Below are 22,806 nucleotides of genomic sequence, written 5' to 3' on the forward strand. Positions count from 1 at the left end.
TAGAAAATGCCTCGTAAAACAGCTTTAGAAAAATATAGAAATATTGGTATCTGCGCTCACGTTGACGCAGGTAAAACAACTACTACAGAGCGTATTCTATTCTATACTGGTCTTTCTCATAAGATTGGTGAAGTGCATGATGGTGCTGCCACTATGGATTGGATGGAGCAAGAGCAAGAAAGAGGTATTACAATTACTTCTGCTGCTACTACAACTTTCTGGTCTGGTATGGATCAGCAGTTTCCAGAGCATCGTATAAATATTATTGACACTCCGGGTCACGTTGACTTTACTATTGAGGTTGAGCGTTCACTACGTGTACTAGATGGTGCGGTAGTTGTCTTCTGTGGTTCATCTGGTGTTGAGCCTCAGTCAGAGACTGTATGGCGTCAAGCTAATAAGTATGGTGTGCCAAGAATCGTATTTGTAAATAAAATGGATAGATCTGGTGCTGACTTTGAAAGAGTGTGTGGTCAGATTAGAACGCGTTTAAAAGCAAATGTTGTTCCGGTTCAGTTAAATATTGGTGCTGAAGAAGATTTCAAAGGTGTTGTTGATCTTATGAAGATGAAGGCTATCATGTGGAATGAAGAAGACATGGGTCTAACTTATGATCTTGTTGATATTCCGGCTGAGCTTCAAGATAGGGCTGAAGAACTTCGTATGGAGATGATTGAGGCTGCTGCAGAAGCTTCTGAAGAGCTTATGGAAAAATACCTTGAAGAAGGCGAGCTTTCTGAAGGTGAGATTAAACAAGGTCTTCGCACTAGAGTGCTGGCTAACGAAATCGTATTGGCATTCTGTGGATCTGCGTTTAAGAACAAGGGTGTTCAAGCTGTGCTTGATGGTGTTATTGAATACTTGCCAGCTCCTAACCAAGTTGCTGCTATCAAATGTGAGACAGAGGATGGTGAGCCAGCTTCTCGTCCTTCATCTGATGAAGAGCCATTTGCAGCTCTTGCGTTTAAGCTTGCTACAGACCCGTTTGTTGGTAACCTAACATTTATACGTGTTTATTCGGGTGTGCTTAAGTCTGGTGATGCTGTATATAACCCTGTAAAAGGTAAAAAAGAGCGTGTCGGTCGTATTGTGCAGATGCACTCAAATAAACGTGAAGAGATTAAGGAAGTACGAGCTGGTGATATTGCTGCTTGTATTGGTCTTAAAGATGTTACTACTGGTGATACTCTTTGTGATCTTGATAAGCCAGTAATTTTAGAAAGAATGGAATTCCCTGAGCCAGTAATTTCTGTTGCTGTTGAGCCTAAGACTAAGGCTGACCAAGAGAAGATGTCTATTGCGTTAGGTAAACTAGCTGCGGAAGATCCATCTTTCAGAGTTAAGACAGATGAAGAGTCTGGTCAAACAATTATCTCTGGTATGGGTGAGCTTCATTTAGATATTATTGTTGATCGTATGAAGCGTGAATTCAAGGTTGAGGCAAATGTTGGTAACCCTCAGGTTGCTTACAGAGAAACTATCCGTGGAACTGTGGATCAAGATAGTAAGTTTGTTCGTCAGTCTGGTGGTAGAGGTCAATACGGTCATGTTGTTGTTAAGTTTGAACCATTGGCTGTTGAGACTAACGATGCTGGTGAAGAGAAAACTTTTGAGTTTGTTGACGAGATTGTTGGTGGTGTGGTACCAAAAGAGTATATTAGCTCAGTTGCTAAAGGTATCGAAGAGCAGATGCAAAATGGTGTATTAGCTGGTTATCCTATGATTGGTGTTAAGGCTACATTGTTTGATGGTTCTTACCATGATGTTGACTCATCTGAGATGGCGTTTAAGATTGCTGCTTCAATGGCTCTTAAAGAGGGTGCTAAGAAAGCAAATGCTTGTATACTTGAGCCAATCATGAAGGTTGAGGTTGTGACTCCTGAAGATTATTTAGGTGATGTTATGGGTGACCTTAACAGAAGAAGAGGTATTATCGAAGGGATGGACGAAAACCCAAGCGGAAGAGTTATTAATGCTCTAGTTCCTCTTTCAGAAATGTTTGGTTATGCTACGAATGTGCGTTCTATGAGCCAAGGTAGAGCATCATTCTCTATGGAGTTTAAGAAGTACTCTGAAGTGCCAAATAATATTGCTGATGAAATAATCAAATCACGTAACTCATAATAAAAGGATATAATTAAAATGGCTATAAATAATCAACGTATTAGAATTAGATTAAAAGCCTTTGATCATAAGCTTATCGATATTTCTACTCAAGAAATTGTTGATACAGCTAAGAAAACAGGGGCTCAAGTAAAGGGACCAATCCCTTTACCAGTTCGTAAAGAGAAATTTACAATTCTTATTTCTCCGCACGTAAACAAAAAAGCAAGAGATCAATATGAGATCAGAACTCACAAGAGATTGATTGATATTGTTGAACCTACGGATAAAACTGTAGATGCTCTAATGAAGCTTGATTTAGCATCAGGTGTTGATGTTCAGATCAGTTTAAGCTAATATATACGATACTTTTTTGGAAATTCCAGAAAATAGTATTAATTAGGTCTCTGCAGTCAATCGTAATTGCAGAGTTAATATAATAATAATAGAGGATATAATAATGTCTTTAGGATTAGTTGGTCGCAAATGTGGTATGACTCGTATATTTACTGAAGATGGTGTTTCTATTCCTGTTACAGTTGTTCAAGTTGAGTCAAACAAGGTTACTCAAGTTAAAACTGCTGAGACGGATGGTTATAATGCTATTCAAGTAACTACTGGTTTAAAAAAGCGTTCTAATGTAAACAAGCCTGCTGCAGGTCATTATGCGAAAGCTGGTGTTGAGCCGGGCAGAGGTTTGTGGGAGTTTGCTATTGATAATGCTTCTGAGTACGAAGTTGGTGCATCTATTGATGCTACTATTTTCGAAGCAGGTCAGAAAGTAGATGTCAGAGGTGTATCTAAAGGTAAGGGTTTTGCAGGTGGTGTTAAGCGTCACAACTTTGCTACTCAAGATGCTACTCATGGTAACTCTCTTTCTCATAGAGTTCATGGTTCTACTGGTCAAAACCAGACTCCAGGTAGAGTATTCAAGAACAAAAAGATGGCTGGTCACTTAGGTAGCGAAAACGTTACTATTCAGTCACTTGAAGTTGTGAGAGTGGACGCGGAAAATGGTTTATTACTTTTGAAAGGTGGTATTCCAGGTTCAGTTGGTGGAGATATTATCGTTACTCCAGCTGTTAAAAGTTAGTAGATAAATATTAATTATACCGGAGAGTTGTTGTGGACTTAAATATAAAATCTTTAGCTGGTGCAGAGGCTGGTGTAGTGGGTGTTGCAGATGGTATATTTGCAGCTGACTATAATGAAGCCCTAATTCATCAGGTTGTTGTTGCTTATATGGCAGGCGCTCGTCAAGGTACTAAAGCTCAGAAGACTAGATCAGAAGTATCTGGTGGTGGAGCTAAGCCTTGGAGACAGAAAGGTACAGGTAGAGCGAGAGCGGGTACGATCCGTTCACCTATTTTCAGAAAGGGTGGTGTTACATTTGCAGCTAAGCCTAAGAGCTATAAGCAAAAAGTAAATCGTAAAATGTATTCAGGTGCTGTTAAATCAATACTATCTGAATTGGTTAGATCTGACAGAATGACTGTTGTTGAGCAGTTGAAGTTAGATACTCCTAAGACAAAAGAATTCAAGACAATTGTTGACTCTTTAGATGTTAAAGATGTTCTTTTTGTTGTTGGTGTAGAAGAGTTTAATGAAAATTTATACTTATCTTCTAGAAACCTTAAGAATGTTGCAGTATGTGATTCTGTGGAAATTAATCCAGTTTCTTTAGTTTGTTTCGAGAATGTTGTATTCACTAAGCAAGCTATTAAAGAAGTAGAGGAGAAACTAGTATGAGTTCTCAAGAAAAATTATTAAAGACAGTTGTTAGACCTCACGTTTCTGATAAGACTTATGGTCTTTCAGATGCTAACTCTACTATAGTGTTCGAAGTAGCAAGAACTGCGACTAAGCAGGATGTGAAAAGTGCTGTAGAGAAGCTTTTTGAGGTTAAAGTTGAATCTGTGAATATCCTTAATGTTAAAGGTAAAGCTCGTAGATTTGGTCGTGTTGAGGGTAGAACAAAGGCTTGGAAAAAGGCTTATGTAAAGCTTGCTGAAGGACATGACATCAATTTTGTTGGTGCAGAGTAACTTAGAGAAGGTTTGTAATCATGATTGAAATAAAAAAAGCTAAACCTACTTCACCTGGCCGCCGCCACGTAGTGAGCGTAAAGAATACAGAATTACACACAGGTAAGCCGTTTAAGGGTTTGGTAGAAGCTAAGAAGAGTAAGGCTGGTAGAAACAATACTGGTAGAATTACAGTTCGTCATCAAGGTGGCGGACATAAGCAGCATTACCGTGTTGTGGACTTTAAAAGAAACAAAGATAATATCGTAGCTAAGGTTGAGAGAATCGAGTACGATCCTAACCGTAGCGCAAATATTGCTTTAGTACTTTATGCTGATGGTGAAAGAAGATATATCATTGCTCCTAAAGGATTAAAGAAAGATATGTCTATAGTTTCTGGTGAAAAAGTAGATGTTGCTGTAGGTAACTGTATGCCATTGAGAAATATCCCTCTTGGTACAGTTATTCATAATATCGAAATGAAGCCTATGAAAGGTGCGCAAATGATCAGAAGTGCTGGTACTTTCGCTCAGTTGGTTGGTAAAGATAATGCTTATGCAATTATTCGTTTAAGATCAGGTGAGATGAGAAGAGTGCTTCTTGATTGTAGAGCTGTTATTGGTGTGGTATCAAATTCTGAGCACAACTTAAAATCTTTAGGTAAGGCTGGTGCGAAGCGCTGGAGAGGAGTAAGACCTACTGTAAGAGGTGTTGCGATGAACCCAGTAGATCACCCGCATGGTGGTGGTGAAGGTCGTACTTCAGGTGGTAGACATCCTGTGTCTCCATGGGGTGTGCCTACTAAAGGTTATAAGACGCGTAAAAATAAGCGTTCTAATAAGTTGATTGTTCAAAAACGTAAGTAATTAGGGAGAAGGTTGTGCCTCGTTCATTAAAAAAAGGACCTTTTGTAGATCATCATCTTTTAAAGAAGGTTTTTGAAGCGCAAGAAAGTAATTCTAAAAAGCCAATCAAAACATGGTCGAGAAGATCATTGATTGTGCCGGATATGATAGGTTTAACTATAGCTGTACATAACGGTCAACAGCATGTGCCAGTTCTTATGACTGAAGAAATGGTAGGTCATAAGTTAGGTGAGTTTGCTGTAACTCGTAACTACCGTGGTCATGCAGCTGATAAAAAAGCTAAGAAGAAATAGTTGGGGTTATACACATGGAAGTACAAGCTAAATTAAAAAATGCTAGAATCTCAGCTCAAAAGGCAAGACTAGTAGCAGACCAAGTCAGGGGCTTACCTGTAGAGCAAGCTATTAATCTTTTGACTTTTAGTAATAAGAAAGCAGCAGTGCTAATTAAAGATGTTTTAAATTCAGCTATCGCTAATGCAGAGCATAATGATGGTATGGATGTTGACTCATTGTTTGTTTCAACTGTATTTGTAGATGAGGGTCCTACTATGAAGCGTTTTGAAGCTAGAGCAAAAGGTCGTGGAAATCGTATTTTAAAAAGAACTTCGCATATCACTGTGAAAGTTGCTGAGAAAAATTAAGAGGTGTAGTAAAAATGGGTCAAAAAGTAAATCCTAATGGAATTCGATTAGGCATAGTAAAAGAGCATAATTCAACGTGGTATGCTGACTCTTCTGACTACGCTACTAAGCTTAATGAAGATATTAAGGTTAGAGAGTTTTTGCATAAAAAACTTGCATCAGCAGCAGTTAGTAAGATTCAAATTGAGAGACCTGCTCAAAATGCTAAAATCACAATACATACCGCAAGACCTGGTATCGTGATTGGTAAGAAGGGCGAAGATGTTGAAAAATTACGTTCTGATGTTAATAAGTTAATGGGTATACCTGTTCAGATTAATATTGAAGAAGTGCGTAAGCCAGAGATTGATGCTAAATTAGTTGCTGATAGTGTAGCTCAGCAATTAGAAAAAAGAGTAATGTTCAGAAGAGCTATGAAAAAGGCTATGCAAGCTGCTATGAAATCAGGTGCTAAAGGTATCAAGATTATGGTTAGTGGTCGTTTAGGCGGTGCTGAGATTGCTCGTTCTGAGTGGGCTAGAGATGGTAGAGTTCCTCTACAAACTTTTAGAGCAGATGTGGATTATTCTACAGCTCAAGCGTTGACGACTTATGGTATCATAGGCGTTAAAGTTTGGATCTATAAGGGTGAAGTTCTTCCTGGTCAATTGAATCAGAAAAATAATAAAAAAGGAGCTAAATAATGCTACAGCCTAAGCGTACAAAGTTTCGTAAACAGCAGAAGATGCGTAATAGAGGCTTGGCTCACAGAGGTAATAAAGTAAGCTTTGGTGAGTTTGGTCTACAGGCGACATCTAGAGGTAGAGTTACTGCTAGACAAATAGAAGCAGGAAGAAGAGCTATTACTCGTCATATTAAGCGTGGTGGTAAAGTTTGGATTAGAATCTTCCCAGATAAGCCAATTACACAAAAACCTCTTGAAGTTCGTATGGGTAAAGGTAAAGGTTCTGTTGAATATTGGGTTGCTCAAATTCAGCCGGGTCGTGTACTATATGAGATCACTGGTGTAAAAGAAGAATTAGCGCGTGAAGCTTTTGCTAGAGCAGCTGCTAAGATGCCAGTGCAGACAACTTTTGTTGAAAAGCAGGTGATGTAATGAAAAGAAAAGATACTTTAAAAGATTATAGAGGTAAAAGTATTGACCAATTGCAAGAAGCGAAAATAGAGTTATTGCAACAGTTATTTTCTCTTCGTATGCAGAAGGGTACAGGGCAATTAAAAAAGAATCACTTGTTTAAAAGTGCAAAAAGAGATATTGCTCGTATAAATACAATAATATCAGAAAAGAATAAATAGGTGCCTTGAAGATGAGCGATAAAATTAGATTGTTAGAAGGTAAAGTTTCTAGCGTAGCTATGGATAAAACTGTAGTTGTAAGAGCTGAAAGATATGTTAAGCACCCTTTATATGGTAAGTTTGTTAAAAAAACTACAAAATACTATGTTCATGATGAGAAAAATGAATGTAAAGAAGGTGATGTTATCAAGTTCAAAGAAACTAAACCGTATTCAAAAACTAAGAAATGGTGTTTAGTCGATATTATCCATAGAGAAAAATAATAAATTTGATTTTATTTTTGTTTATTGGTATATTTATCGGACTGCAAATTACTCAGCAGTCTTATATAATAATAATTAAGGGTTATTTGTATGATTCAAATGCAAACAGAACTCCAAGTTGCTGATAACAGTGGCGCTAAGAGAGTAGAGTGTATTAAAGTTTTGGGTGGTTCACATCGCAGATATGCATCTATTGGAGATGTTATAAAAGTGACTGTGAAAGAAGCTGCTCCAAGAGGTAAAGCTAAAAAAGGATCTGTATATAATGCTGTAGTTGTTAGAACAGCTAAAGGTGTTCGTAGAAAAGATGGTTCTAAAGTCCGTTTTGATGGCAATGCTGCCGTGCTTCTAAATGCTAACGGTCAACCTATCGGGACACGTATTTTTGGCCCTGTTACTAGAGAACTACGTACAGAGAAGTTTATGAAGATCGTATCTTTAGCACCAGAAGTACTATAGTTATATTTATTGAGGTGTAGATAATGAATAGATTAAAAAAAGGTGATGACGTAATAGTTATTGCTGGTAAAGATAAGGGTCGTAGAGGCGTTGTTAAATCATTCGCTAAAGGCGGTTCTTTAGTTTTGGTGGAAGGTATTAATATTGTTAAGAAACATGTTAAGCCTAACCCTAATAGAGGTGTGGAAGGTGGAGTTGTTGAGAAAGAACTTCCTGTTGATGCTTCTAACGTTGCTATCTTTAACCCTGCTACTGAAAAAGCAGATAGAGTGGGTTACAAGTTTGTTGATGAGAAAAAGGTTCGCTACTTTAAATCTAATGGCGAGCTTGTAGACTTATAGGACTAAGTTTTTATGGCAAGATTAAAAGATTATTATCAAAAAGAGCTTGTAGCTAAGTTAAAGTCTGAGCTAGGGCTTGATAATATAATGGAAGTACCTGCTATTGAGAAAATTACTCTTAATATGGGTGTTGGTGATGCTGCAAAAGACAAGAAAATTATGACTTTTGCGTTAAATGATTTGACAGCGATTGCTGGTCAAAAACCAGTTGTTACTAAGTCTAAAAAATCAATTGCTGGTTTTAAAATTCGTGACGGATGGCCAATAGGTGCTAAAGTTACTTTACGTGGTGAGCGTATGTATGAATTTTTAGATAGACTTATAACAATTGCTATTCCTAGAATCAGAGATTTTAGGGGGTTAAGTGCTAAATCTTTTGATGGAAGAGGTAATTATAGCTTAGGTATGAGAGAGCAAATTTCTTTCCCTGAAATTGATTATGATAAAGTTGACTCTATCAGAGGTTTAGATATTTCGATAACTACTACAGCTAAAAATGATGATCAAGGAAGAGCTTTGCTTAAAGCATTTGGTTTTCCTTTTAAGTCTTAATTTAAATTGGGGTTTTAAATGGCAAAAAAATCAATGATTCAGAGAGAGTTGAAGAGAGAAAAATTAGTAGCTAAATATGCTCAAAAAAGAGCTGAGCTAAAAGCTATTATTCTTGATACAAACTCTACTGAAGAACAAAAATGGGAAGCTCAAATTAAACTGCAGAAGTTACCGGTAAACTCTTCAGCTTCTAGAGTTCAAAGAAGATGTAAAGTTACAGGTAGACCACATGCTGTATACAGAAAGTTTGGTTTATGCCGTAATAAGCTTAGAGAGTATGCAATGGCAGGTGATGTTCCTGGTTTGAAAAAAGCTAGTTGGTAATAAGGAATTTAAGTTATGAGTATGCAAGATCCTATCGCGGATATGTTTACAAGAATTAGAAATGGTCTTTCTGCAGAGAAGGAAGTTATTTCTGTACCATTTTCAAAAATGAAGATGGAAATCGCGAACTTTTTAGTTAACGAAGGTTATATTAAAGGTTGTTCAAAAGGCACAACTTCAGCAGGTCATCCTTCAATTGAAATTGAACTTAAGTATCATGCAGGCACGCCTGTAATTGAGATGATAAAGAGAGTTTCTAGACCAAGTTTGAGAATTTATAAGTCTCATGAAGAGCTACCTAAGGTATATGGTGGTTTTGGTGTTGCTATTGTCTCTACATCTAAAGGTTTGGTAAGTGATAGAAAGGCTAGAGATCTTGGTGTTGGTGGCGAAATTATCGGCTACGTAGCTTAAGTTAGCAAGGAGATTTGATATGTCAAGAATAGGTAAAAAACCTGTTGCTATCCCTAGTGGTGTTACGATAAATGTTGCTGCTGGTAATCAGGTTGAAGTTAAAGGAGCTAAAGCAACTTTAAGCAAAACTTTTTCTACAGAAGTAACTTTTAATATTGAAGATGGCGTTGCAACTGTATCACCTAATAATAGCAGTAAGAATGCTGTTGCTCAGTCTGGTACTGCAAGAGCTATACTCAACAATATGGTTGAAGGTGTAAGTAAAGGTTTTGAAAGAAAATTAAAGATTATTGGGGTTGGTTATCGTGCTAAAGCTCAGGGTAGCGAACTTAATCTTACTTTAGGCTTTTCACATCCTGTGGTTTACAAGTTGCCACAGGGTATAACAGCTGAAACTCCAGCTCCAACAGAAATTGTTCTTAAAGGTGCTGATAAAGAGCTTTTAGGTAAAGTAGCTTCTGAAATCAGAGATTATAGAAAGCCTGAGCCATATAAAGGTAAAGGTGTTCGTTACGAAGATGAGTATGTAGCGAAGAAAGAAGCTAAGAAGAAGTAGTTAGGTAAGGGATAGTATAATTATGAATAAAAAAACTGCTCGTTTAAGTCGTAGTAAACGTACTAGAATTAAACTAAAAGAGCTTGGTCATACTAGACTGTGTGTTTATAGAACACCTAAGCATGTATATGCTCAAGTAATATCTGGTGATGGTTCTACTGTAATAGCTGCGGCGTCTACTGTAGAAAAAGACGTGAAGGCAAAGTGTAAATATACTGGTAATGTTAATTCTGCTGCAATTGTTGGTGAAGTTATTGCTAACAGATGTAAGGAAAAGGGTATTTCACAGGTTGCTTTTGATAGATCTGGATATAAGTATCATGGACGTGTTAAAGCTTTAGCAGAGGCTGCTAGAGAGCATGGTCTTCAGTTTTAATAAATAAAATATGGATGATTATTCATTATGTCTAATGAAGTGAAAAAAAACGAAGAGCTGATTGAAAAGTTAGTTAGTGTTAAGAGACACTCTAAGACAGTAAAAGGTGGAAGAATTATGAGCTTTGCCGCTTTAACTGTTGTGGGTGATGGTAAAGGTAGAATTGGAGTGGGTAGAGGTAAATCTAGAGAAGTACCTGCTGCTATCCAAAAAGCTATGGAAAACGCTAAGAAAAACATGGTATCAGTTAATCTTAATAACGATACGTTATGGTATGCTACTATGTCTAATCATGGTGCTTCAAAAGTATTTATGCAACCTGCATCTGCTGGTACTGGTATTATTGCTGGTGGTGCTATGCGTTCGGTTTTTGAAGCTGTTGGTGTACACAACGTTTTAGCAAAAACTTATGGCTCAACTAATCCTGCAAACGTTGTAAGAGCAACGATAGCTGGTTTGGCAAAAATTAAATCACCAGAAGAGATCGCTGAGAAAAGAGGTTTGTCTGTTGAAGAGATTCAGGGGTAATTAAAAATGACTCAAGCTAAAACATTTAAAGTTACTTTAACAAAAAGCTTAATTGGCCGTAAAGAAAACCATATAGCATCAGCTAGAGGTTTAGGTCTTAGAAAAATAAACCATACTGTTGAGGTGTTAGATACTCCTGAAAATCGTGGTATGGCGAACAAAATATATTATATGGTTAAGATAGAGGGGTAGTATAAGATGAAATTAAATACAATTGCTCCTGCTGCTGGCTCTAAGAGTGCTCCGAAAAGACTTGGGCGTGGTATTGGAAGTGGATTAGGTAAAACTTCTGGTAAAGGTCACAAAGGTCAAAAAGCACGTTCAGGTGGCTATCATAAAGTAGGTTTTGAAGGCGGTCAGATGCCTATACAAAGAAGACTACCAAAGTTTGGTTTTACTTCTGCGTCTAAAAGATTTGTTGCTGAAATTAGACTACATGAATTAAATAATGTAGCTCTAGAAGAAGTAACTCTTGATGCTTTAAAAGACTCTGGTCTTATAAGAAAAGATATTAAATCAGTAAAAGTAATAGCAAGTGGAGAAATCCAAAAAGCTGTTAGCCTTAAAGGTATAGCTTGCACAAAAGGTGCTAAAGAAGCTATCGAAAAAGCTGGTGGTAAGGTAGAGTAAGATTTAAGATATGTCAAAGTATAACAGTGCTTCTGGTACAACAGGTGAATTAAAATCTAGATTAATTTTTGTGGTTATCGCTATATTAGTATTTAGATTAGGGGTGTATATTCCTATTCCAAATATTGATCCTACTAAATTGGTCGAGATTATATCAAATCAGCACTCATCAACAGGTGGTTTGATGAGTATGTTTAATATGTTCTCTGGTGGCGCTCTTACTCAAATGAGTATCTTTGCATTGGGTGTGATGCCATATATCTCGGCATCTATTATTTTTCAGATGCTTTCAGCTGTATACCCTAAATTTATAGAGCTTAAAAAAGAAGGTGAATCTGGTCAAAAGAAGATAACCCAATATACAAGATATTTGACACTTGCTTTGGCTATGGTACAATCATTTGGTATTGTTGCATTTGTATTGCATCAAGATGGCTTAGTGACTACAAGCAATATGGGGTTATTTTATTTAACTACAATTGTTTCTGTTACTACTGGTAGTATGTTTTTAATGTGGTTGGGTGAGCAAATTACAGAAAGAGGTGTAGGTAACGGTATATCACTACTAATCTTCTCTGGTATCGTTGCTAATCTACCATTTGAAATTTCTAATACGCTATCTCAAGCTAATCAACATGTAATATCTTACTTATCTGTTTGGGTTCTATTGATACTTCTTTTGCTTGTTATTGCTTTTGTGGTATTCATGGAGAGTGCTCAAAGAAAAATTACAGTAAACTATGCTAAAAGGCAGCAGGGTAGAAAAATGTTTGCTGCCCAGACTAGCCATCTACCATTAAAGTTAAATATGGCAGGTGTGATTCCAGCAATCTTTGCATCATCAATACTTATGGTGCCCGGTGTTTTGCTTGGTTGGTTATCTAACTATAATTCACTTGGTTGGTTTGCAGATGTTGCAGAAATGTTGCAACCTGGAAGTATTGTCTATACTGTAGTATTTGCTGCGACAATTATTTTCTTTTGTTTCTTCTATACTTCATTGGTGTTTAATCCAAAAGAAACAGCAGATAATCTGAAAAAATCTGGAGCTTACATTTCTGGTGTAAGACCTGGTGAGCAGACAGCTAAGTATATTGATGCAGTTATGACTAGACTAACTTTAGTAGGTTCACTTTATATTACAGCTATATGTTTATTACCAATTTTTGTGGTTAAGTTCTTCGCTCAAGGACTTTCATTTACATTTGGTGGTACATCTTTGCTAATTGTAGTAGTTGTGATGATGGACTTTATGGCTCAAGTTAGATCTCATATGATGTCAACACAATATGATTCTTTACTAAAGAAAGCAAATCTTAGTGGTAAGAGAAAATAGAGAAATATTATTGGAGAAATTAAAATGAAAGTTAGAGCTTCAGTTAAGAAAATGTGTAGAAACTGTAAAGTTATCAAACGTAATAGAGTAGTTCGTGTGATATGTACAGACCCTAGACATAAGCAAAGACAAGGTTAAACAATCAAGCAAATTAAATAAAGCTTGATTATTTGTTTTTAAAAAGCTATCCTAGCAAGTTACAAAATGCGATAGATAGTAACTAAATTAAGAATAATTATTAGGAGTGAATTAGATGGCTCGTATAGCTGGTGTTAATATTCCTGTTCATAAACATACAGTGATAGGATTAACTTCAATTTATGGAATAGGTAAAACAAGAGCGCAACAAATTTGCCAATCTTGCAAAGTAGATCCAACTGTTAAAATTAAAGATTTATCTGAAGAACAGATTGAAATTTTGAGAACAGAAGTTGCTAAATTTACGGTAGAAGGTGATTTACGCCGTGAAGTTTCTATGGACATAAAAAGACTTATGGACTTAGGTTGTTTCAGAGGTAGAAGACATCGTCGTAGCCTTCCTGTAAGAGGACAAAGAACGAAGACTAATGCACGTACTCGTAAAGGTCCAAGAAAGCCAATCAAGGCGTAAAATACAATTATAACTATAAAGATTAAAGGGTAGATTATATGGCTAAGTCTGTTAGATCATCAAAGAAAAAAGTAAAAAGAGTAGTGACTGATGCAGTTGCTCATATTTACTCATCTTTTAATAACACTATAGTAACTATCACAGATAGACAAGGTAATGCTTTATCTTGGGCTACTTCTGGTGGTAGTGGCTTTAGAGGTTCGAGAAAAAGTACACCTTTTGCTGCTCAAGTAGCTGCTGAAAGAGCCGCTGATATGGCTCTTGAATATGGTGTTAAAAACGTAGATGTTTTAGTAAAGGGACCAGGTTCAGGTAGAGACTCTGCTGTTAGAGCTTTAAATGCTAAAAATTTAAAAGTTACAAGCATAACAGATGTGACTCCATTACCGCATAATGGTTGTCGTCCTCCTAAGAAACGTCGTGTTTAATATTTTAAAGGGAAATTAATAATGGCTAGATATCTAGGACCAAAATGTAAGCTTTCTAGAAGAGAAGGTACTGACTTATTTTTAAAAAGTGGTGTAAAAGCTAACGACGAAAAATGTAAAATGAATACTGCACCGGGTCAACATGGAGCAAGAAGAGCGCGCCTATCTGACTATGGTTTACAGTTAAGAGAAAAGCAAAAAGTTCGTCGTATGTATGGTGTTTTAGAAGGTCAATTCAAAAAATACTATCTTGAAGCTAATAGAAGAAAAGGTAACACAGGTGCTACTTTATTAGAGATATTAGAGTCAAGACTAGACAATGTTGTTTATAGAATGGGTTTTGCTGCTACGCGTGCAGAAGCTAGACAACTTGTTGTACACAAAGGTATTATGCTTAATGGACATACTTGTAATGTTCCTTCAGCGCAAGTTAAATCTGGTGATATAGTTGCAGTTAGAGAGAAAGCTAAAAAGCAGTTAAGAATTCAAAATGCTGTTGAGCTTGCTAAGCACAGAAAAGATCTTTCTTGGATTGATGTAAATACTGATTCACTAGAAGGTACTATGAAGTCTTCACCGGATAGATCAGAATTATCTGCAGATATAAATGAACAATTAATCATCGAGCTTTACTCTAAGTAATAATTTTATTATTTTTTAAAGACTCGTATATAGCCTTATTTCAAGGAGATTTTTTTAGTGAGTAATAATAATTCAAATCAGGAATTTGTACCTAATATACAGCTTAAAGAAGAGTTAGGGGCTTTTGGATATAAAATTCAAGTTTCTCCTGTAGAAAAAGGTATGGCTCATATCCTTGGTAACTCTATTAGAAGATTTTTGTTATCTTCATTATCAGGTGCTTCTATTATCAAAGTCAATATAGATGGTGTATTACACGAATATTCGACTTTAGAAGATGTTAAAGAAGATGTTGTTGAGATTGTTTCTAATCTAAAAAAAGTTGCAATAAAGCTTGATAAAAGTGTAGCAAAAGTAGAATTAGAACTATCAGTAACTAAATCTGGTGTTGTAACTGCAGGAGATTTTAAAACAACTCAAGGCATAGAAATTATCAACAAAGATCAGCCTATTGCTACTCTAACTAACGAAAGAGAGTTTAGTCTGACAGCTACTGTTAGTGTGGGTAGAAATGTCGGAATTCTTTCGGCACTACCAACTGAGCTAGAAAATGTTGGAGACATCGCTGTTGATGCGGATTTCAATCCTATAAAAAGAGTTGCTTTTGAAATTTTTGATAATGGAAATAGTGAGACATTAGAAGTGTTTGTGAAAACAAATGGTACTATTGAACCACTAGCAGCTGTTACAAAAGCACTAGAGTATTTCTGTGAACAAATATCTGTATTTGTATCTCTTAGAGTACCAAGTAATGGTAAGACTGGAGATGCACTATTAGATTCTAATATTGATCCTATATTACTTAAACCAATTGATGACCTAGAGTTAACCGTTAGGTCATCTAACTGCTTAAGAGCAGAGAATATTAAGTATTTAGGTGACTTAGTACAATATTCAGAGTCGCAGCTTATGAAGATACCTAATTTAGGTAAAAAATCTCTAAATGAGATCAAGCAAATATTAATAGACAATAGTTTATCTTTAGGTGTTCAAATTGATAACTTTAGAGAACTAGTTGAAGGAAAATAAATATATAGTAATCATATAATATTAACTATAAAGGAGTAATTACTATGAGACATCGTAAAAAAGGAAGTAAGTTCGGAAGAACTAGTAGTCATAGAAAAGCTATGTTTAAGAATATGTCAGCATCTTTGATCAATCATGAGCTTATTAAAACTACTTTACCTAAAGCAAAAGAGTTAAGAACTATAGTTGAGCCTTTAGTAACTTTAGCTAAAAGAGAACATAAGCTAAGAAATGAATTAGATGTTAACTCTAATGAGTTTAAAGCACAATCTGTTGCTCTTAGAAGACAAGCTTTTGATTTCTTAAGAAATAAAGCTGCTGTTACTAAGCTTTTTGAAGAGTTTGGTGCTCGTTACGCAGAAAGAGCTGGTGGTTATACTAGAATTCTTAAGTGTGGTTATAGATTTGGTGATAAAGCTCCTATGGCTTTCATCGAACTGGTTGATAGACCTCAGGTAGAAGAAGCTGCTGACGAAGAATAATAATCTTTTTTCTATATTCTATATTTATCTCAAACAAATATATCTATTTTAAATTTAACTTACTCTTATAAATTTTGCTAAACTCTTAATAATAGAGTTTTGAAAAATATTATCTTATTATATGCTACAAAAAATTTATCAGAGTATAATAGTTGTTCTTGTTATTATAAATTCATTTACTTTAATTGCTCAGATCGATTATGGCGATATTAATTATTTGAATTATATAAATATAGCTTTTTCAGCTATTTTTTCTATAGAATACATTATCAGATTTTTTTTAGCACGGAGAAAGTTTGTTTTTGTTTTTGGTTTTTATAATGTTATTGATTTTATAGCGATATTTTTACCATTAATATTATCATTGTTTGGTATTAACTCTCATGAATTAATAGCCTTGAGGTTACTAAGAGTATTCAAAATTTTCCAAAATACAGCGATAATGAATAGATTGATTAATGTATTTAAAAAAATCTATCTCGAACTGTTAGTATCATACTGCTTAATTTTTGTGATATTGATAATATCTTGTATCTTGATGTTTTATGCTGAGCATGAAGCCCAACCTCAGGTTTTTTCATCTATATCCAATACTTTGTGGTGGGGTGTTATTACTCTAACAACGGTAGGTTATGGAGATATGTATCCAATTACACTCTTGGGTAGATTAATAGCAGCTATAGTTTCTATGTTGGGAATTGGTGTTTTTGCTATTCCAAGTGGTTTGATTGGAGGTGCTTTTATTGACGAAATCCGTCAAGAAAGAGAGCTGGCTGCCAAAAATAAACAAAAAGTAGAATAATTATCTAAAAAGACATTTTTTATATACTAAAAAATCTTGAAAAAATAGCAATGACTCTCATATAGATACTTGTGATTAAGTTATTTGAAAAAAGTATAACAAAAGAGGGTTATATAAATGTCAGAGAAAAAATATACATTTGAAACAGAAGTTGATAAATTACTTCATCTTGTGATCCATTCACTATATTCAAACCGTGAGATATTCTTAAGAGAGCTTGTATCTAATAGTTCTGATGCTATCGAGAAGCTAAGATATGAAAGTATCTCTAATGCAGCTTTGAATGAGGATGATACTGATTATGCTATTAGAATTGATTTTGATAAAGATGCAAAAACAATTACTGTTAGTGATAATGGTATTGGTATGACTGAAGAAGAGGTTATTGAAAATCTTGGTACAATTGCAAAGTCTGGAACTAAAAAATTCTTAGAAAGCTTAACTGGCGACAAGAGTAAAGATAATGAGTTAATTGGTCAGTTTGGTGTTGGTTTCTACTCTTCATTTATCGTTGCTGATAAGGTTACAGTTAGAACAAGAAAAGCAGGCCAAGATAAAGCTCAGGCAACTAAATGGATTTCTGATGCAAAAAATGGCTTTACAGTCGAGACTATTACTAAAGACAAGCGTGGTACAGAAATAACTCTTCATATTAAAGAAGATCAATTAGATCTGCTCGAGTATCACTTATTAAAAGGTTTAGTTAATAAATATTCTGATTGTATTAATACACCGATTCAAATGAAAAAAGTTGAAACTAATGATAAGGGTGAGCAAACAATCAAAGATGAGTATGAGACTGTAAATAATACTAAAGCTATTTGGTTAAGATCAAAAGATGAAATAAGTGATGAAGAGTACCAAGAGTTTTATAAGTATATATCTCATGATTTTGCTAATGCTTTGATGTGGTCTCATAATAAAGTAGAGGGTAATCTTGAGTACAACAGCTTGCTATATATTCCAGAGAATAAGCCTTTTGATTTTTGGAATAGAGATAAAGATTATGGTTTATCTTTATATGTGCGTAGAGTATTTATTATGGAGAATAAAGAACTATTACCTCCATATTTAAGATTTGTTAAAGGTGTTATTGACTCTGCTGATTTACCACTTAATGTATCGCGTGAGATTTTACAGCATAACAAGGTTATTGATAAAATCAGAAAAGCTACTGCATCTAAGATATTAGGAGAGCTTAAAAAGCTTGCAAATAAAGATGCTGAGAAATATCAAAAATTCTGGGATAACTTTGGTCAAGTTCTTAAAGAAGGTGTTTCTGATGATCACTCAAATAAAGAGAAAATTGCTGGTTTAATGAGATTCGCAACTACAGAAAGTGGTGATGCCAAGCAAACAGTTTCTTTAGCTGACTACATCTCACGTATGAAAGATGGTCAAGATACTATCTACTATATTACATCTGATAGTTATAAGGCTGCTGCAAATAACCCACAACTTGAAGCATTCAAGAAGAAAGGTATCGAAGTTATCTTGATGACAGATAGAATCGATGAGTGGATGATGTCTACTTTGACTGAGTTTGATGGTAAGCATATGAAGTCTATTATCAAGGGTGATATCGATCTTGATAAGTTTGAGACTCCAGAGAACAAAGAGAAATTTGAGAAAGAAGCGAAAGACTTTGAAAGTGTTTTAAAAGAAATTAAAGAAGTTCTAAAAGATAAAGTTGAAGATGTACGCTTGTCTAAGCGTTTGACAGATTCTCCAAGCTGTGTGGTTGTAAATGACTATGGTATGAGTCTACACATGCAGAAGATGATGGAAGAAGCTGGTCAAGGATTTATGCCTGGTATGGGTATGAAGCCTATTCTTGAGCTTAATGCAGAACATAATTTAGTACAAAAATTAAAAGATGAAGCTGATACTGAAGTATTTGGAGACTTATCAGAGCTTTTACTTCTTCAGGCAATGTTTGTTGAAGGTGCTAAGATAGAAGATCCAATGGCCTTTGTTAAGCTTGTGAACAAATATATCAAATAGTTTTTCTTTTTATTCTATTCTTTTTTCTTAATTATCTTATCTAGAAATATATTCTTTAATTTGTTTTTAAATCTCCCATCAAAATGTATAAAAGAGCTTTTTGCACAAATTTTCTATTTAAACTTTGTTGGAAAATAACCGAACATTTGTCATCCGGGAGATCTTCGCTAACTTCTTTGCCTCTTTCCATAGGCATACAGTGCATAAAGATAGCATTATCATTTGCATATGACATTAGTTCTTTATTTACCTGGAATCCTGCAAAAGAATCTTCTGCTGTTGGTTCAAAACCCATGCTACACCAGACATCAGTATATACAGCGTCACATCCTCTGACAGCTTCTTTAGGGTCATCAAAACCTTTAACGATACTTAGATCTTGAAGTTGATCTAAAATCTTTTGATTTGGTTTATGACCTTCTGGACATGCATAATTTACCTCTAAGCCGATAGTATTAGCTAATAATAACAAACTGTATAAGATATTGTTAGAATCACCTATATAAGCTATTTTTAGGGAGTCTAAACTACCAAAAACTTCTTTTAATGTTAGTAAGTCTGCTAATGTTTGACAAGGATGATATAAATCTGTCAAAGCATTTATAATTGGAACTTTAGAGTAAGAAACCATTTCTTCAACATCGCTATCTGCGAAAGTTCTAATCACAACAGCAGAACAATAGTTTTGTATCACTCTAATAAAATCTTTGGGTTGTTCATTTTTTCTAGAGGCAGAGACGCTCTCGATTAGATTACCACCCATTTCGATAATAGCAGCAGAAAAACTAAAACGAGTTCTAAGAGATGGTTTATCAAAAATCAGCGCAATTATCTTATCTTTTAAGGCATTGTTATATTTTTGAGGATTAATTTTCATATCCTGGGCTATTTGCATTATATTTTCAAAATCCTTAGTTGTTATTTCTGCCCCAGAAAGTAGATGATTAAAAGATAAGTTTTTCATATTCCTCCTCCAAATACACAAGTTGTTCCTAGTTCTTCTGCATTAAATAATATTTTTTTTGTTAAAATTTTTTCTTGATTACCATTTAGTATGCTTATGGTTTTTTTTGAGCAATTTAAAAAGTTTTTTATTGAGTCAAGCTTGATACTCATTCCACCAATAGCTGTTTTACTTTCAATTAGTTTTGAAATATCTTTCACTGAAAGACTTTTGATTAAATTACCATTATTATCAAGTACACCATTTTGATCAGTTATATAGATAAGCTCATCGACATCACAAATAATAGCAAGCTCTGATGCAACATTATCTGCATTGACATTTACTGACTCAAATTTATCAGTAAGACAAATCGTTGCAACTATAGGTATTACCCCTTGAGGTAGAGATTTTAGAATAACTGTAGGATCAACATCTTTGACTAAACCAACATAACCATATTTATCTTTATCGATTAGGCTACAAGTAATTAAGTTACTATCCTCACCAGATATGCTAATACCATCTAAATTGATACTACTAAACACTTGCGAGAGCTTTTTGTTAACTCTGTATAGAGCCATTTGAATTATCTCCATATGTTCTTTTGGAGTAACTCTTAAACCATCTAGAAATTTTGTTTGAACATTGTGCTTTTCTAGACACTTGGTTATAAATTTACCACCACCGTGGACAATGATTATTTCTGCCCCAGCTTCTTTTAGGTTTTTTATATCAATACATAGGTTTTTCATCACTTTTTCATCTTCAAGTACTGAGCCACCTAGTTTTATTAAGATTCTTTTATTTGCTAATTCTTTCATGATAAATAATCCGCATTTATATTTACATATTGCTGAGTTAGGTCACAGCCCCATGCTATTGCCTGTTCGTTTCCTTGAGAAAATGTAACATCAATAGTTACAGTATCTTCTTTCATGGCATTTTTAAGACTTGTTAAATCATCTAAAACAGGTAAACCATTAGTGAAGATCTTTTGTCCTTGCATAAATATTTGGCAACTTTCTAGAGTCTGCTCATCTATATCAACTTCACCAATTTTTGCTAAAACTCTTCCCCAGTTAGGAGATTCTCCATATATCGCTGTTTTAACTAAAGAGCTAGATATTATTTTCTTTGCTAACTCTTTGGAAAGGGCTATATCATTTAGACCAGTAACTTTTGCTTCGATAAGCTTGGTTGCCCCTTCGCCATCACGAGCAATGCTTTTAGCTAAAATCACAGCTATTTCATGTAATGCTTCTTTGAATATATTTACGTCTTCATCAGAAGAAACTTTTACATCACTTGCACCATTTGCCAGCATAAATACACAATCATTTGTAGACATATCACCATCTACGGAAATCATATTGAAACTGTTGTTGCTTGACTCTTTAAGGATTTCTTGAGCTAAATGAATATCTATATCAGCATCTGTTAGAAAATATCCAAGCATTGTCGCCATATTTGGATTTATCATTCCAGAACCTTTGCAAATCCCAGTAATTGTTATTTCTCCTGTGGATAGCTGTATTTTTTTATAAACTGATTTAGGTAGTAAATCTGTAGTTAGTATTGAGATCGCAAATTTATCGGCAATATTTGATACGCTATTTACTAATTTTGGTATCGCAGATGTTATTTTATCAATAGACATTTGCTGACCAATAACACCCGTAGAGGCGATCAAAACTTGCTCTGATGAGCAGTTTAATTCTGTTGCTAAACTATCAACTACCTGCTGGTTGTGTTTATCGTCTATTTCTCCTGTAGCAGCATTAGCTTGACCACTATTTGTAATAATTGTTTTGATATTGTCTGCAGGTAATAAATTCATGCAATATTTAACTGGTGCAGCTTTGTATTTGTTTTTCGTAAAAACTCCTACAGCTTTACAGTTTTCTTCTGAAATTATAACTCCTAGATCTGGACGATAGAGCCTAACACCACAGTTTACACCACCTGCTAAAAATCCTTTTGGTAATTTTGTTCTAAATAAGCTCTCCATGTCTATCTCCTTTTTTATAATCCTGTGGTTATAGGAAGCCCGTAATAGCTGTTTAAATTCTCAATCGCTTGAGTAACAGCGCCTTTTAGTAAGTTATCGATAAAAGAAAAAATTATGATTTTATTATTTTTAATCGAAAATCCTAAATGAGTGTTAGGTGTTCCAACGATACTTTTAATTGACAGAAATGATGATACTTCTGTACTATCTGTCTCTGCTGCTATATCAATGAATTTAAATAAAGGATAGTCAGCATATTCTTTGTTATAAGCATCGCTAACTAAACCTCTAATATTCTCTTCTGAAGTTGTAGTTTCTAAATTTAAATCAGCATAAATTGTCATCGCAATTCCAGAATGAACCGGTAACATACTTGTGTTGAAATAAAGCTCATCTTCTTTAATATCAAACTCTGCTAAAGCTTTTAGAATCTCAGGAATATGTTGATGTTTACCAATCTTATATGGAAAAAAGTTGTTAAGCATCTCTGAGAACATTAAATCTTGCCTTGGTTTTTTTCCTGCTCCAGAGACTCCTGATTTGGCATCTATAATTATATTGTTGGATTTTATTAGATTATGCTTTAGTAGGGGAAGTAGTGATAATAATGCGCATGTGGCATAGCATCCAGGGTTCGCTATTATCGTATCTTGCTGAGTAAATTTAACATATGGAGAAAGTCCATATTTGGCACCTTGTTCTATGCCTTCAATAGAGTGAGATAATCCATACCAAGATGCTAATAAACCTTTATCTAGTCTAAAAGCGCCACTTAAGTCTAAGACCTTTGTTTTTATATTCTTCTCATAGAGTTTTTGTAGTATCTTTATAGAAATCTCTGCTGGTGTAGCTAATAATAAAAAATCCACGTCGAAGTTTTCAGCACTTAATTCATCCAAAGAATATGTGTATTCTTTATTTTCTTGCTTAGATATTCCTAAGCTCCCAGCTAATTCAAAACTTGGGTGTTTACTTATTAATTCTTTAAGAAGCTGGCCTGTGTAACCATTTATTCCAGCTATGCATATTTTCGAAATCATTATTTGCTCACAACTCATAATACTTGATGAACACTGTAACATTTTAAAAACTTGCTGTGAATAATTATTTACCAAAAAAGAATAAAAATCTAAAATAAAGATTA

35 protein-coding genes are annotated in these 22,806 nt (G+C 34.7%); 31 read left to right on the top strand and 4 right to left on the bottom strand.

Annotation, left to right across the window (positions count from 1 at the left end; translation table 11 throughout):
• The first annotated feature begins 6 nt into the window (after nucleotides 1–6).
• The 31 genes from fusA to htpG all read left to right on the top strand — a co-directional run bounded on the left by fusA (nucleotide 7) and on the right by htpG (nucleotide 18,708).
• On the top strand, nucleotides 7–2,124 hold the full coding sequence (gene fusA / locus F3D59_RS01465; protein WP_150463530.1) for an elongation factor G: 2,118 nt from the start codon (nucleotides 7–9) through the stop codon (nucleotides 2,122–2,124).
• 24 nt (nucleotides 2,125–2,148) lie between these two features.
• A complete protein-coding gene (gene rpsJ / locus F3D59_RS01470) occupies nucleotides 2,149–2,460 on the top strand; it encodes a 30S ribosomal protein S10 (protein ID WP_024533505.1) in 312 nt (103 codons plus the stop codon).
• 103 nt (nucleotides 2,461–2,563) lie between these two features.
• Nucleotides 2,564–3,196, top strand: a complete 633-nt coding sequence (gene rplC, locus F3D59_RS01475) for a 50S ribosomal protein L3 (RefSeq protein ID WP_150463531.1) — start codon at nucleotides 2,564–2,566, stop codon at nucleotides 3,194–3,196.
• Nucleotides 3,197–3,228: 32 nt separating this feature from the next.
• Nucleotides 3,229–3,852 carry a 50S ribosomal protein L4 gene (gene rplD / locus F3D59_RS01480; protein ID WP_150463532.1) on the top strand — a complete coding sequence of 208 codons (624 nt, stop codon included), beginning with the start codon at nucleotides 3,229–3,231 and terminating at the stop codon, nucleotides 3,850–3,852.
• Nucleotides 3,849–4,148 carry a 50S ribosomal protein L23 gene (gene rplW, locus F3D59_RS01485; RefSeq protein WP_013922020.1) on the top strand — a complete coding sequence of 100 codons (300 nt, stop codon included), beginning with the start codon at nucleotides 3,849–3,851 and terminating at the stop codon, nucleotides 4,146–4,148. Before rplD ends, rplW begins: the two co-directional genes overlap by 4 nt.
• A 20-nt stretch (nucleotides 4,149–4,168) precedes the next feature.
• A complete protein-coding gene (gene rplB, locus F3D59_RS01490; protein ID WP_013922021.1) occupies nucleotides 4,169–4,993 on the top strand; it encodes a 50S ribosomal protein L2 in 825 nt (274 codons plus the stop codon).
• 14 nt (nucleotides 4,994–5,007) lie between these two features.
• A complete protein-coding gene (rpsS, locus tag F3D59_RS01495) occupies nucleotides 5,008–5,286 on the top strand; it encodes a 30S ribosomal protein S19 (protein ID WP_004286613.1) in 279 nt (92 codons plus the stop codon).
• Between the two features lie 14 nt (nucleotides 5,287–5,300).
• Entirely contained in the window at nucleotides 5,301–5,636 is a 336-nt protein-coding gene (gene rplV / locus F3D59_RS01500) for a 50S ribosomal protein L22 (protein WP_013922022.1), read from the top strand.
• A gap of 14 nt (nucleotides 5,637–5,650) precedes the next feature.
• Entirely contained in the window at nucleotides 5,651–6,319 is a 669-nt protein-coding gene (gene rpsC / locus F3D59_RS01505) for a 30S ribosomal protein S3 (protein WP_013922023.1), read from the top strand.
• Nucleotides 6,319–6,732: a 50S ribosomal protein L16 gene (gene rplP, locus F3D59_RS01510; protein WP_013922024.1), complete on the top strand. Its 414-nt coding sequence runs from the start codon at nucleotides 6,319–6,321 to the stop codon at nucleotides 6,730–6,732. The genes rpsC and rplP overlap by 1 nt, the downstream gene beginning before the upstream one ends.
• Nucleotides 6,732–6,932, top strand: a complete 201-nt coding sequence (rpmC, locus tag F3D59_RS01515) for a 50S ribosomal protein L29 (protein ID WP_003017801.1) — start codon at nucleotides 6,732–6,734, stop codon at nucleotides 6,930–6,932. The genes rplP and rpmC overlap by 1 nt, the downstream gene beginning before the upstream one ends.
• Before the next feature lie 11 nt (nucleotides 6,933–6,943).
• Nucleotides 6,944–7,195 (top strand): 30S ribosomal protein S17, encoded by a 252-nt coding sequence (rpsQ, locus tag F3D59_RS01520; RefSeq protein WP_013922025.1) that lies wholly within the window; start codon nucleotides 6,944–6,946, stop codon nucleotides 7,193–7,195.
• 90 nt (nucleotides 7,196–7,285) lie between these two features.
• Nucleotides 7,286–7,654, top strand: a complete 369-nt coding sequence (rplN, locus tag F3D59_RS01525) for a 50S ribosomal protein L14 (RefSeq protein ID WP_013922026.1) — start codon at nucleotides 7,286–7,288, stop codon at nucleotides 7,652–7,654.
• A 23-nt stretch (nucleotides 7,655–7,677) separates the two neighbouring features.
• Entirely contained in the window at nucleotides 7,678–7,995 is a 318-nt protein-coding gene (gene rplX, locus F3D59_RS01530) for a 50S ribosomal protein L24 (protein WP_004286606.1), read from the top strand.
• A 12-nt stretch (nucleotides 7,996–8,007) separates the two neighbouring features.
• Nucleotides 8,008–8,547 carry a 50S ribosomal protein L5 gene (gene rplE, locus F3D59_RS01535; protein WP_013922028.1) on the top strand — a complete coding sequence of 180 codons (540 nt, stop codon included), beginning with the start codon at nucleotides 8,008–8,010 and terminating at the stop codon, nucleotides 8,545–8,547.
• A gap of 18 nt (nucleotides 8,548–8,565) precedes the next feature.
• Nucleotides 8,566–8,871 (top strand): 30S ribosomal protein S14, encoded by a 306-nt coding sequence (rpsN, locus tag F3D59_RS01540; RefSeq protein ID WP_013922029.1) that lies wholly within the window; start codon nucleotides 8,566–8,568, stop codon nucleotides 8,869–8,871.
• Nucleotides 8,872–8,886: 15 nt separating this feature from the next.
• On the top strand, nucleotides 8,887–9,285 hold the full coding sequence (rpsH, locus tag F3D59_RS01545; RefSeq protein ID WP_013922030.1) for a 30S ribosomal protein S8: 399 nt from the start codon (nucleotides 8,887–8,889) through the stop codon (nucleotides 9,283–9,285).
• A gap of 19 nt (nucleotides 9,286–9,304) precedes the next feature.
• A complete protein-coding gene (rplF, locus tag F3D59_RS01550) occupies nucleotides 9,305–9,841 on the top strand; it encodes a 50S ribosomal protein L6 (protein ID WP_150463533.1) in 537 nt (178 codons plus the stop codon).
• 22 nt (nucleotides 9,842–9,863) lie between these two features.
• A complete protein-coding gene (gene rplR, locus F3D59_RS01555) occupies nucleotides 9,864–10,217 on the top strand; it encodes a 50S ribosomal protein L18 (RefSeq protein WP_013922032.1) in 354 nt (117 codons plus the stop codon).
• A 27-nt stretch (nucleotides 10,218–10,244) separates the two neighbouring features.
• A complete protein-coding gene (gene rpsE, locus F3D59_RS01560) occupies nucleotides 10,245–10,745 on the top strand; it encodes a 30S ribosomal protein S5 (RefSeq protein ID WP_013922033.1) in 501 nt (166 codons plus the stop codon).
• A gap of 6 nt (nucleotides 10,746–10,751) precedes the next feature.
• On the top strand, nucleotides 10,752–10,937 hold the full coding sequence (gene rpmD / locus F3D59_RS01565) for a 50S ribosomal protein L30 (RefSeq protein ID WP_004286599.1): 186 nt from the start codon (nucleotides 10,752–10,754) through the stop codon (nucleotides 10,935–10,937).
• A 6-nt stretch (nucleotides 10,938–10,943) separates the two neighbouring features.
• The gene (gene rplO / locus F3D59_RS01570; RefSeq protein ID WP_146421727.1) at nucleotides 10,944–11,375 is read left to right on the top strand and encodes a 50S ribosomal protein L15; all 432 of its coding nucleotides are present in this window, start codon (nucleotides 10,944–10,946) and stop codon (nucleotides 11,373–11,375) included.
• A gap of 10 nt (nucleotides 11,376–11,385) precedes the next feature.
• Nucleotides 11,386–12,711 (top strand): preprotein translocase subunit SecY, encoded by a 1,326-nt coding sequence (secY, locus tag F3D59_RS01575; protein WP_150463534.1) that lies wholly within the window; start codon nucleotides 11,386–11,388, stop codon nucleotides 12,709–12,711.
• A gap of 24 nt (nucleotides 12,712–12,735) precedes the next feature.
• The gene (rpmJ, locus tag F3D59_RS01580) at nucleotides 12,736–12,849 is read left to right on the top strand and encodes a 50S ribosomal protein L36 (protein ID WP_003017816.1); all 114 of its coding nucleotides are present in this window, start codon (nucleotides 12,736–12,738) and stop codon (nucleotides 12,847–12,849) included.
• 115 nt (nucleotides 12,850–12,964) lie between these two features.
• On the top strand, nucleotides 12,965–13,321 hold the full coding sequence (gene rpsM / locus F3D59_RS01585) for a 30S ribosomal protein S13 (RefSeq protein ID WP_013922036.1): 357 nt from the start codon (nucleotides 12,965–12,967) through the stop codon (nucleotides 13,319–13,321).
• Between the two features lie 38 nt (nucleotides 13,322–13,359).
• The gene (gene rpsK, locus F3D59_RS01590; protein ID WP_003021583.1) at nucleotides 13,360–13,749 is read left to right on the top strand and encodes a 30S ribosomal protein S11; all 390 of its coding nucleotides are present in this window, start codon (nucleotides 13,360–13,362) and stop codon (nucleotides 13,747–13,749) included.
• Between the two features lie 21 nt (nucleotides 13,750–13,770).
• Nucleotides 13,771–14,391 carry a 30S ribosomal protein S4 gene (rpsD, locus tag F3D59_RS01595; RefSeq protein WP_150463535.1) on the top strand — a complete coding sequence of 207 codons (621 nt, stop codon included), beginning with the start codon at nucleotides 13,771–13,773 and terminating at the stop codon, nucleotides 14,389–14,391.
• Nucleotides 14,392–14,448: 57 nt separating this feature from the next.
• Nucleotides 14,449–15,420 carry a DNA-directed RNA polymerase subunit alpha gene (locus F3D59_RS01600; protein ID WP_146421730.1) on the top strand — a complete coding sequence of 324 codons (972 nt, stop codon included), beginning with the start codon at nucleotides 14,449–14,451 and terminating at the stop codon, nucleotides 15,418–15,420.
• Nucleotides 15,421–15,464: 44 nt separating this feature from the next.
• Nucleotides 15,465–15,902: a 50S ribosomal protein L17 gene (gene rplQ, locus F3D59_RS01605; RefSeq protein WP_013922039.1), complete on the top strand. Its 438-nt coding sequence runs from the start codon at nucleotides 15,465–15,467 to the stop codon at nucleotides 15,900–15,902.
• A 121-nt stretch (nucleotides 15,903–16,023) separates the two neighbouring features.
• The gene (locus F3D59_RS01610) at nucleotides 16,024–16,704 is read left to right on the top strand and encodes an ion transporter (protein WP_150463536.1); all 681 of its coding nucleotides are present in this window, start codon (nucleotides 16,024–16,026) and stop codon (nucleotides 16,702–16,704) included.
• Between the two features lie 117 nt (nucleotides 16,705–16,821).
• The gene (gene htpG / locus F3D59_RS01615) at nucleotides 16,822–18,708 is read left to right on the top strand and encodes a molecular chaperone HtpG (RefSeq protein ID WP_150463537.1); all 1,887 of its coding nucleotides are present in this window, start codon (nucleotides 16,822–16,824) and stop codon (nucleotides 18,706–18,708) included.
• Nucleotides 18,709–18,763: 55 nt separating this feature from the next.
• Here htpG and argF read toward each other — a convergent pair whose 3' ends face one another.
• The 4 genes from argF to argC are packed head-to-tail and all read right to left on the bottom strand — an operon-like array spanning nucleotide 18,764 to nucleotide 22,702.
• Nucleotides 18,764–19,672 carry an ornithine carbamoyltransferase gene (gene argF / locus F3D59_RS01620; RefSeq protein ID WP_150463538.1) on the bottom strand — a complete coding sequence of 303 codons (909 nt, stop codon included), beginning with the start codon at nucleotides 19,670–19,672 and terminating at the stop codon, nucleotides 18,764–18,766.
• Nucleotides 19,669–20,475: an acetylglutamate kinase gene (gene argB / locus F3D59_RS01625; protein ID WP_150463539.1), complete on the bottom strand. Its 807-nt coding sequence runs from the start codon at nucleotides 20,473–20,475 to the stop codon at nucleotides 19,669–19,671. Before argB ends, argF begins: the two co-directional genes overlap by 4 nt.
• Nucleotides 20,472–21,662: a bifunctional glutamate N-acetyltransferase/amino-acid acetyltransferase ArgJ gene (gene argJ / locus F3D59_RS01630; protein ID WP_150463540.1), complete on the bottom strand. Its 1,191-nt coding sequence runs from the start codon at nucleotides 21,660–21,662 to the stop codon at nucleotides 20,472–20,474. Before argJ ends, argB begins: the two co-directional genes overlap by 4 nt.
• Before the next feature lie 14 nt (nucleotides 21,663–21,676).
• The gene (gene argC / locus F3D59_RS01635) at nucleotides 21,677–22,702 is read right to left on the bottom strand and encodes an N-acetyl-gamma-glutamyl-phosphate reductase (RefSeq protein ID WP_150463541.1); all 1,026 of its coding nucleotides are present in this window, start codon (nucleotides 22,700–22,702) and stop codon (nucleotides 21,677–21,679) included.
• Nucleotides 22,703–22,806 lie beyond the last annotated feature (104 nt).

Origin of the sequence: Francisella sp. XLW-1, from assembly GCF_008711455.1 — a bacterium.
Lineage (GTDB): Bacteria > Pseudomonadota > Gammaproteobacteria > Francisellales > Francisellaceae > Francisella > Francisella salimarina.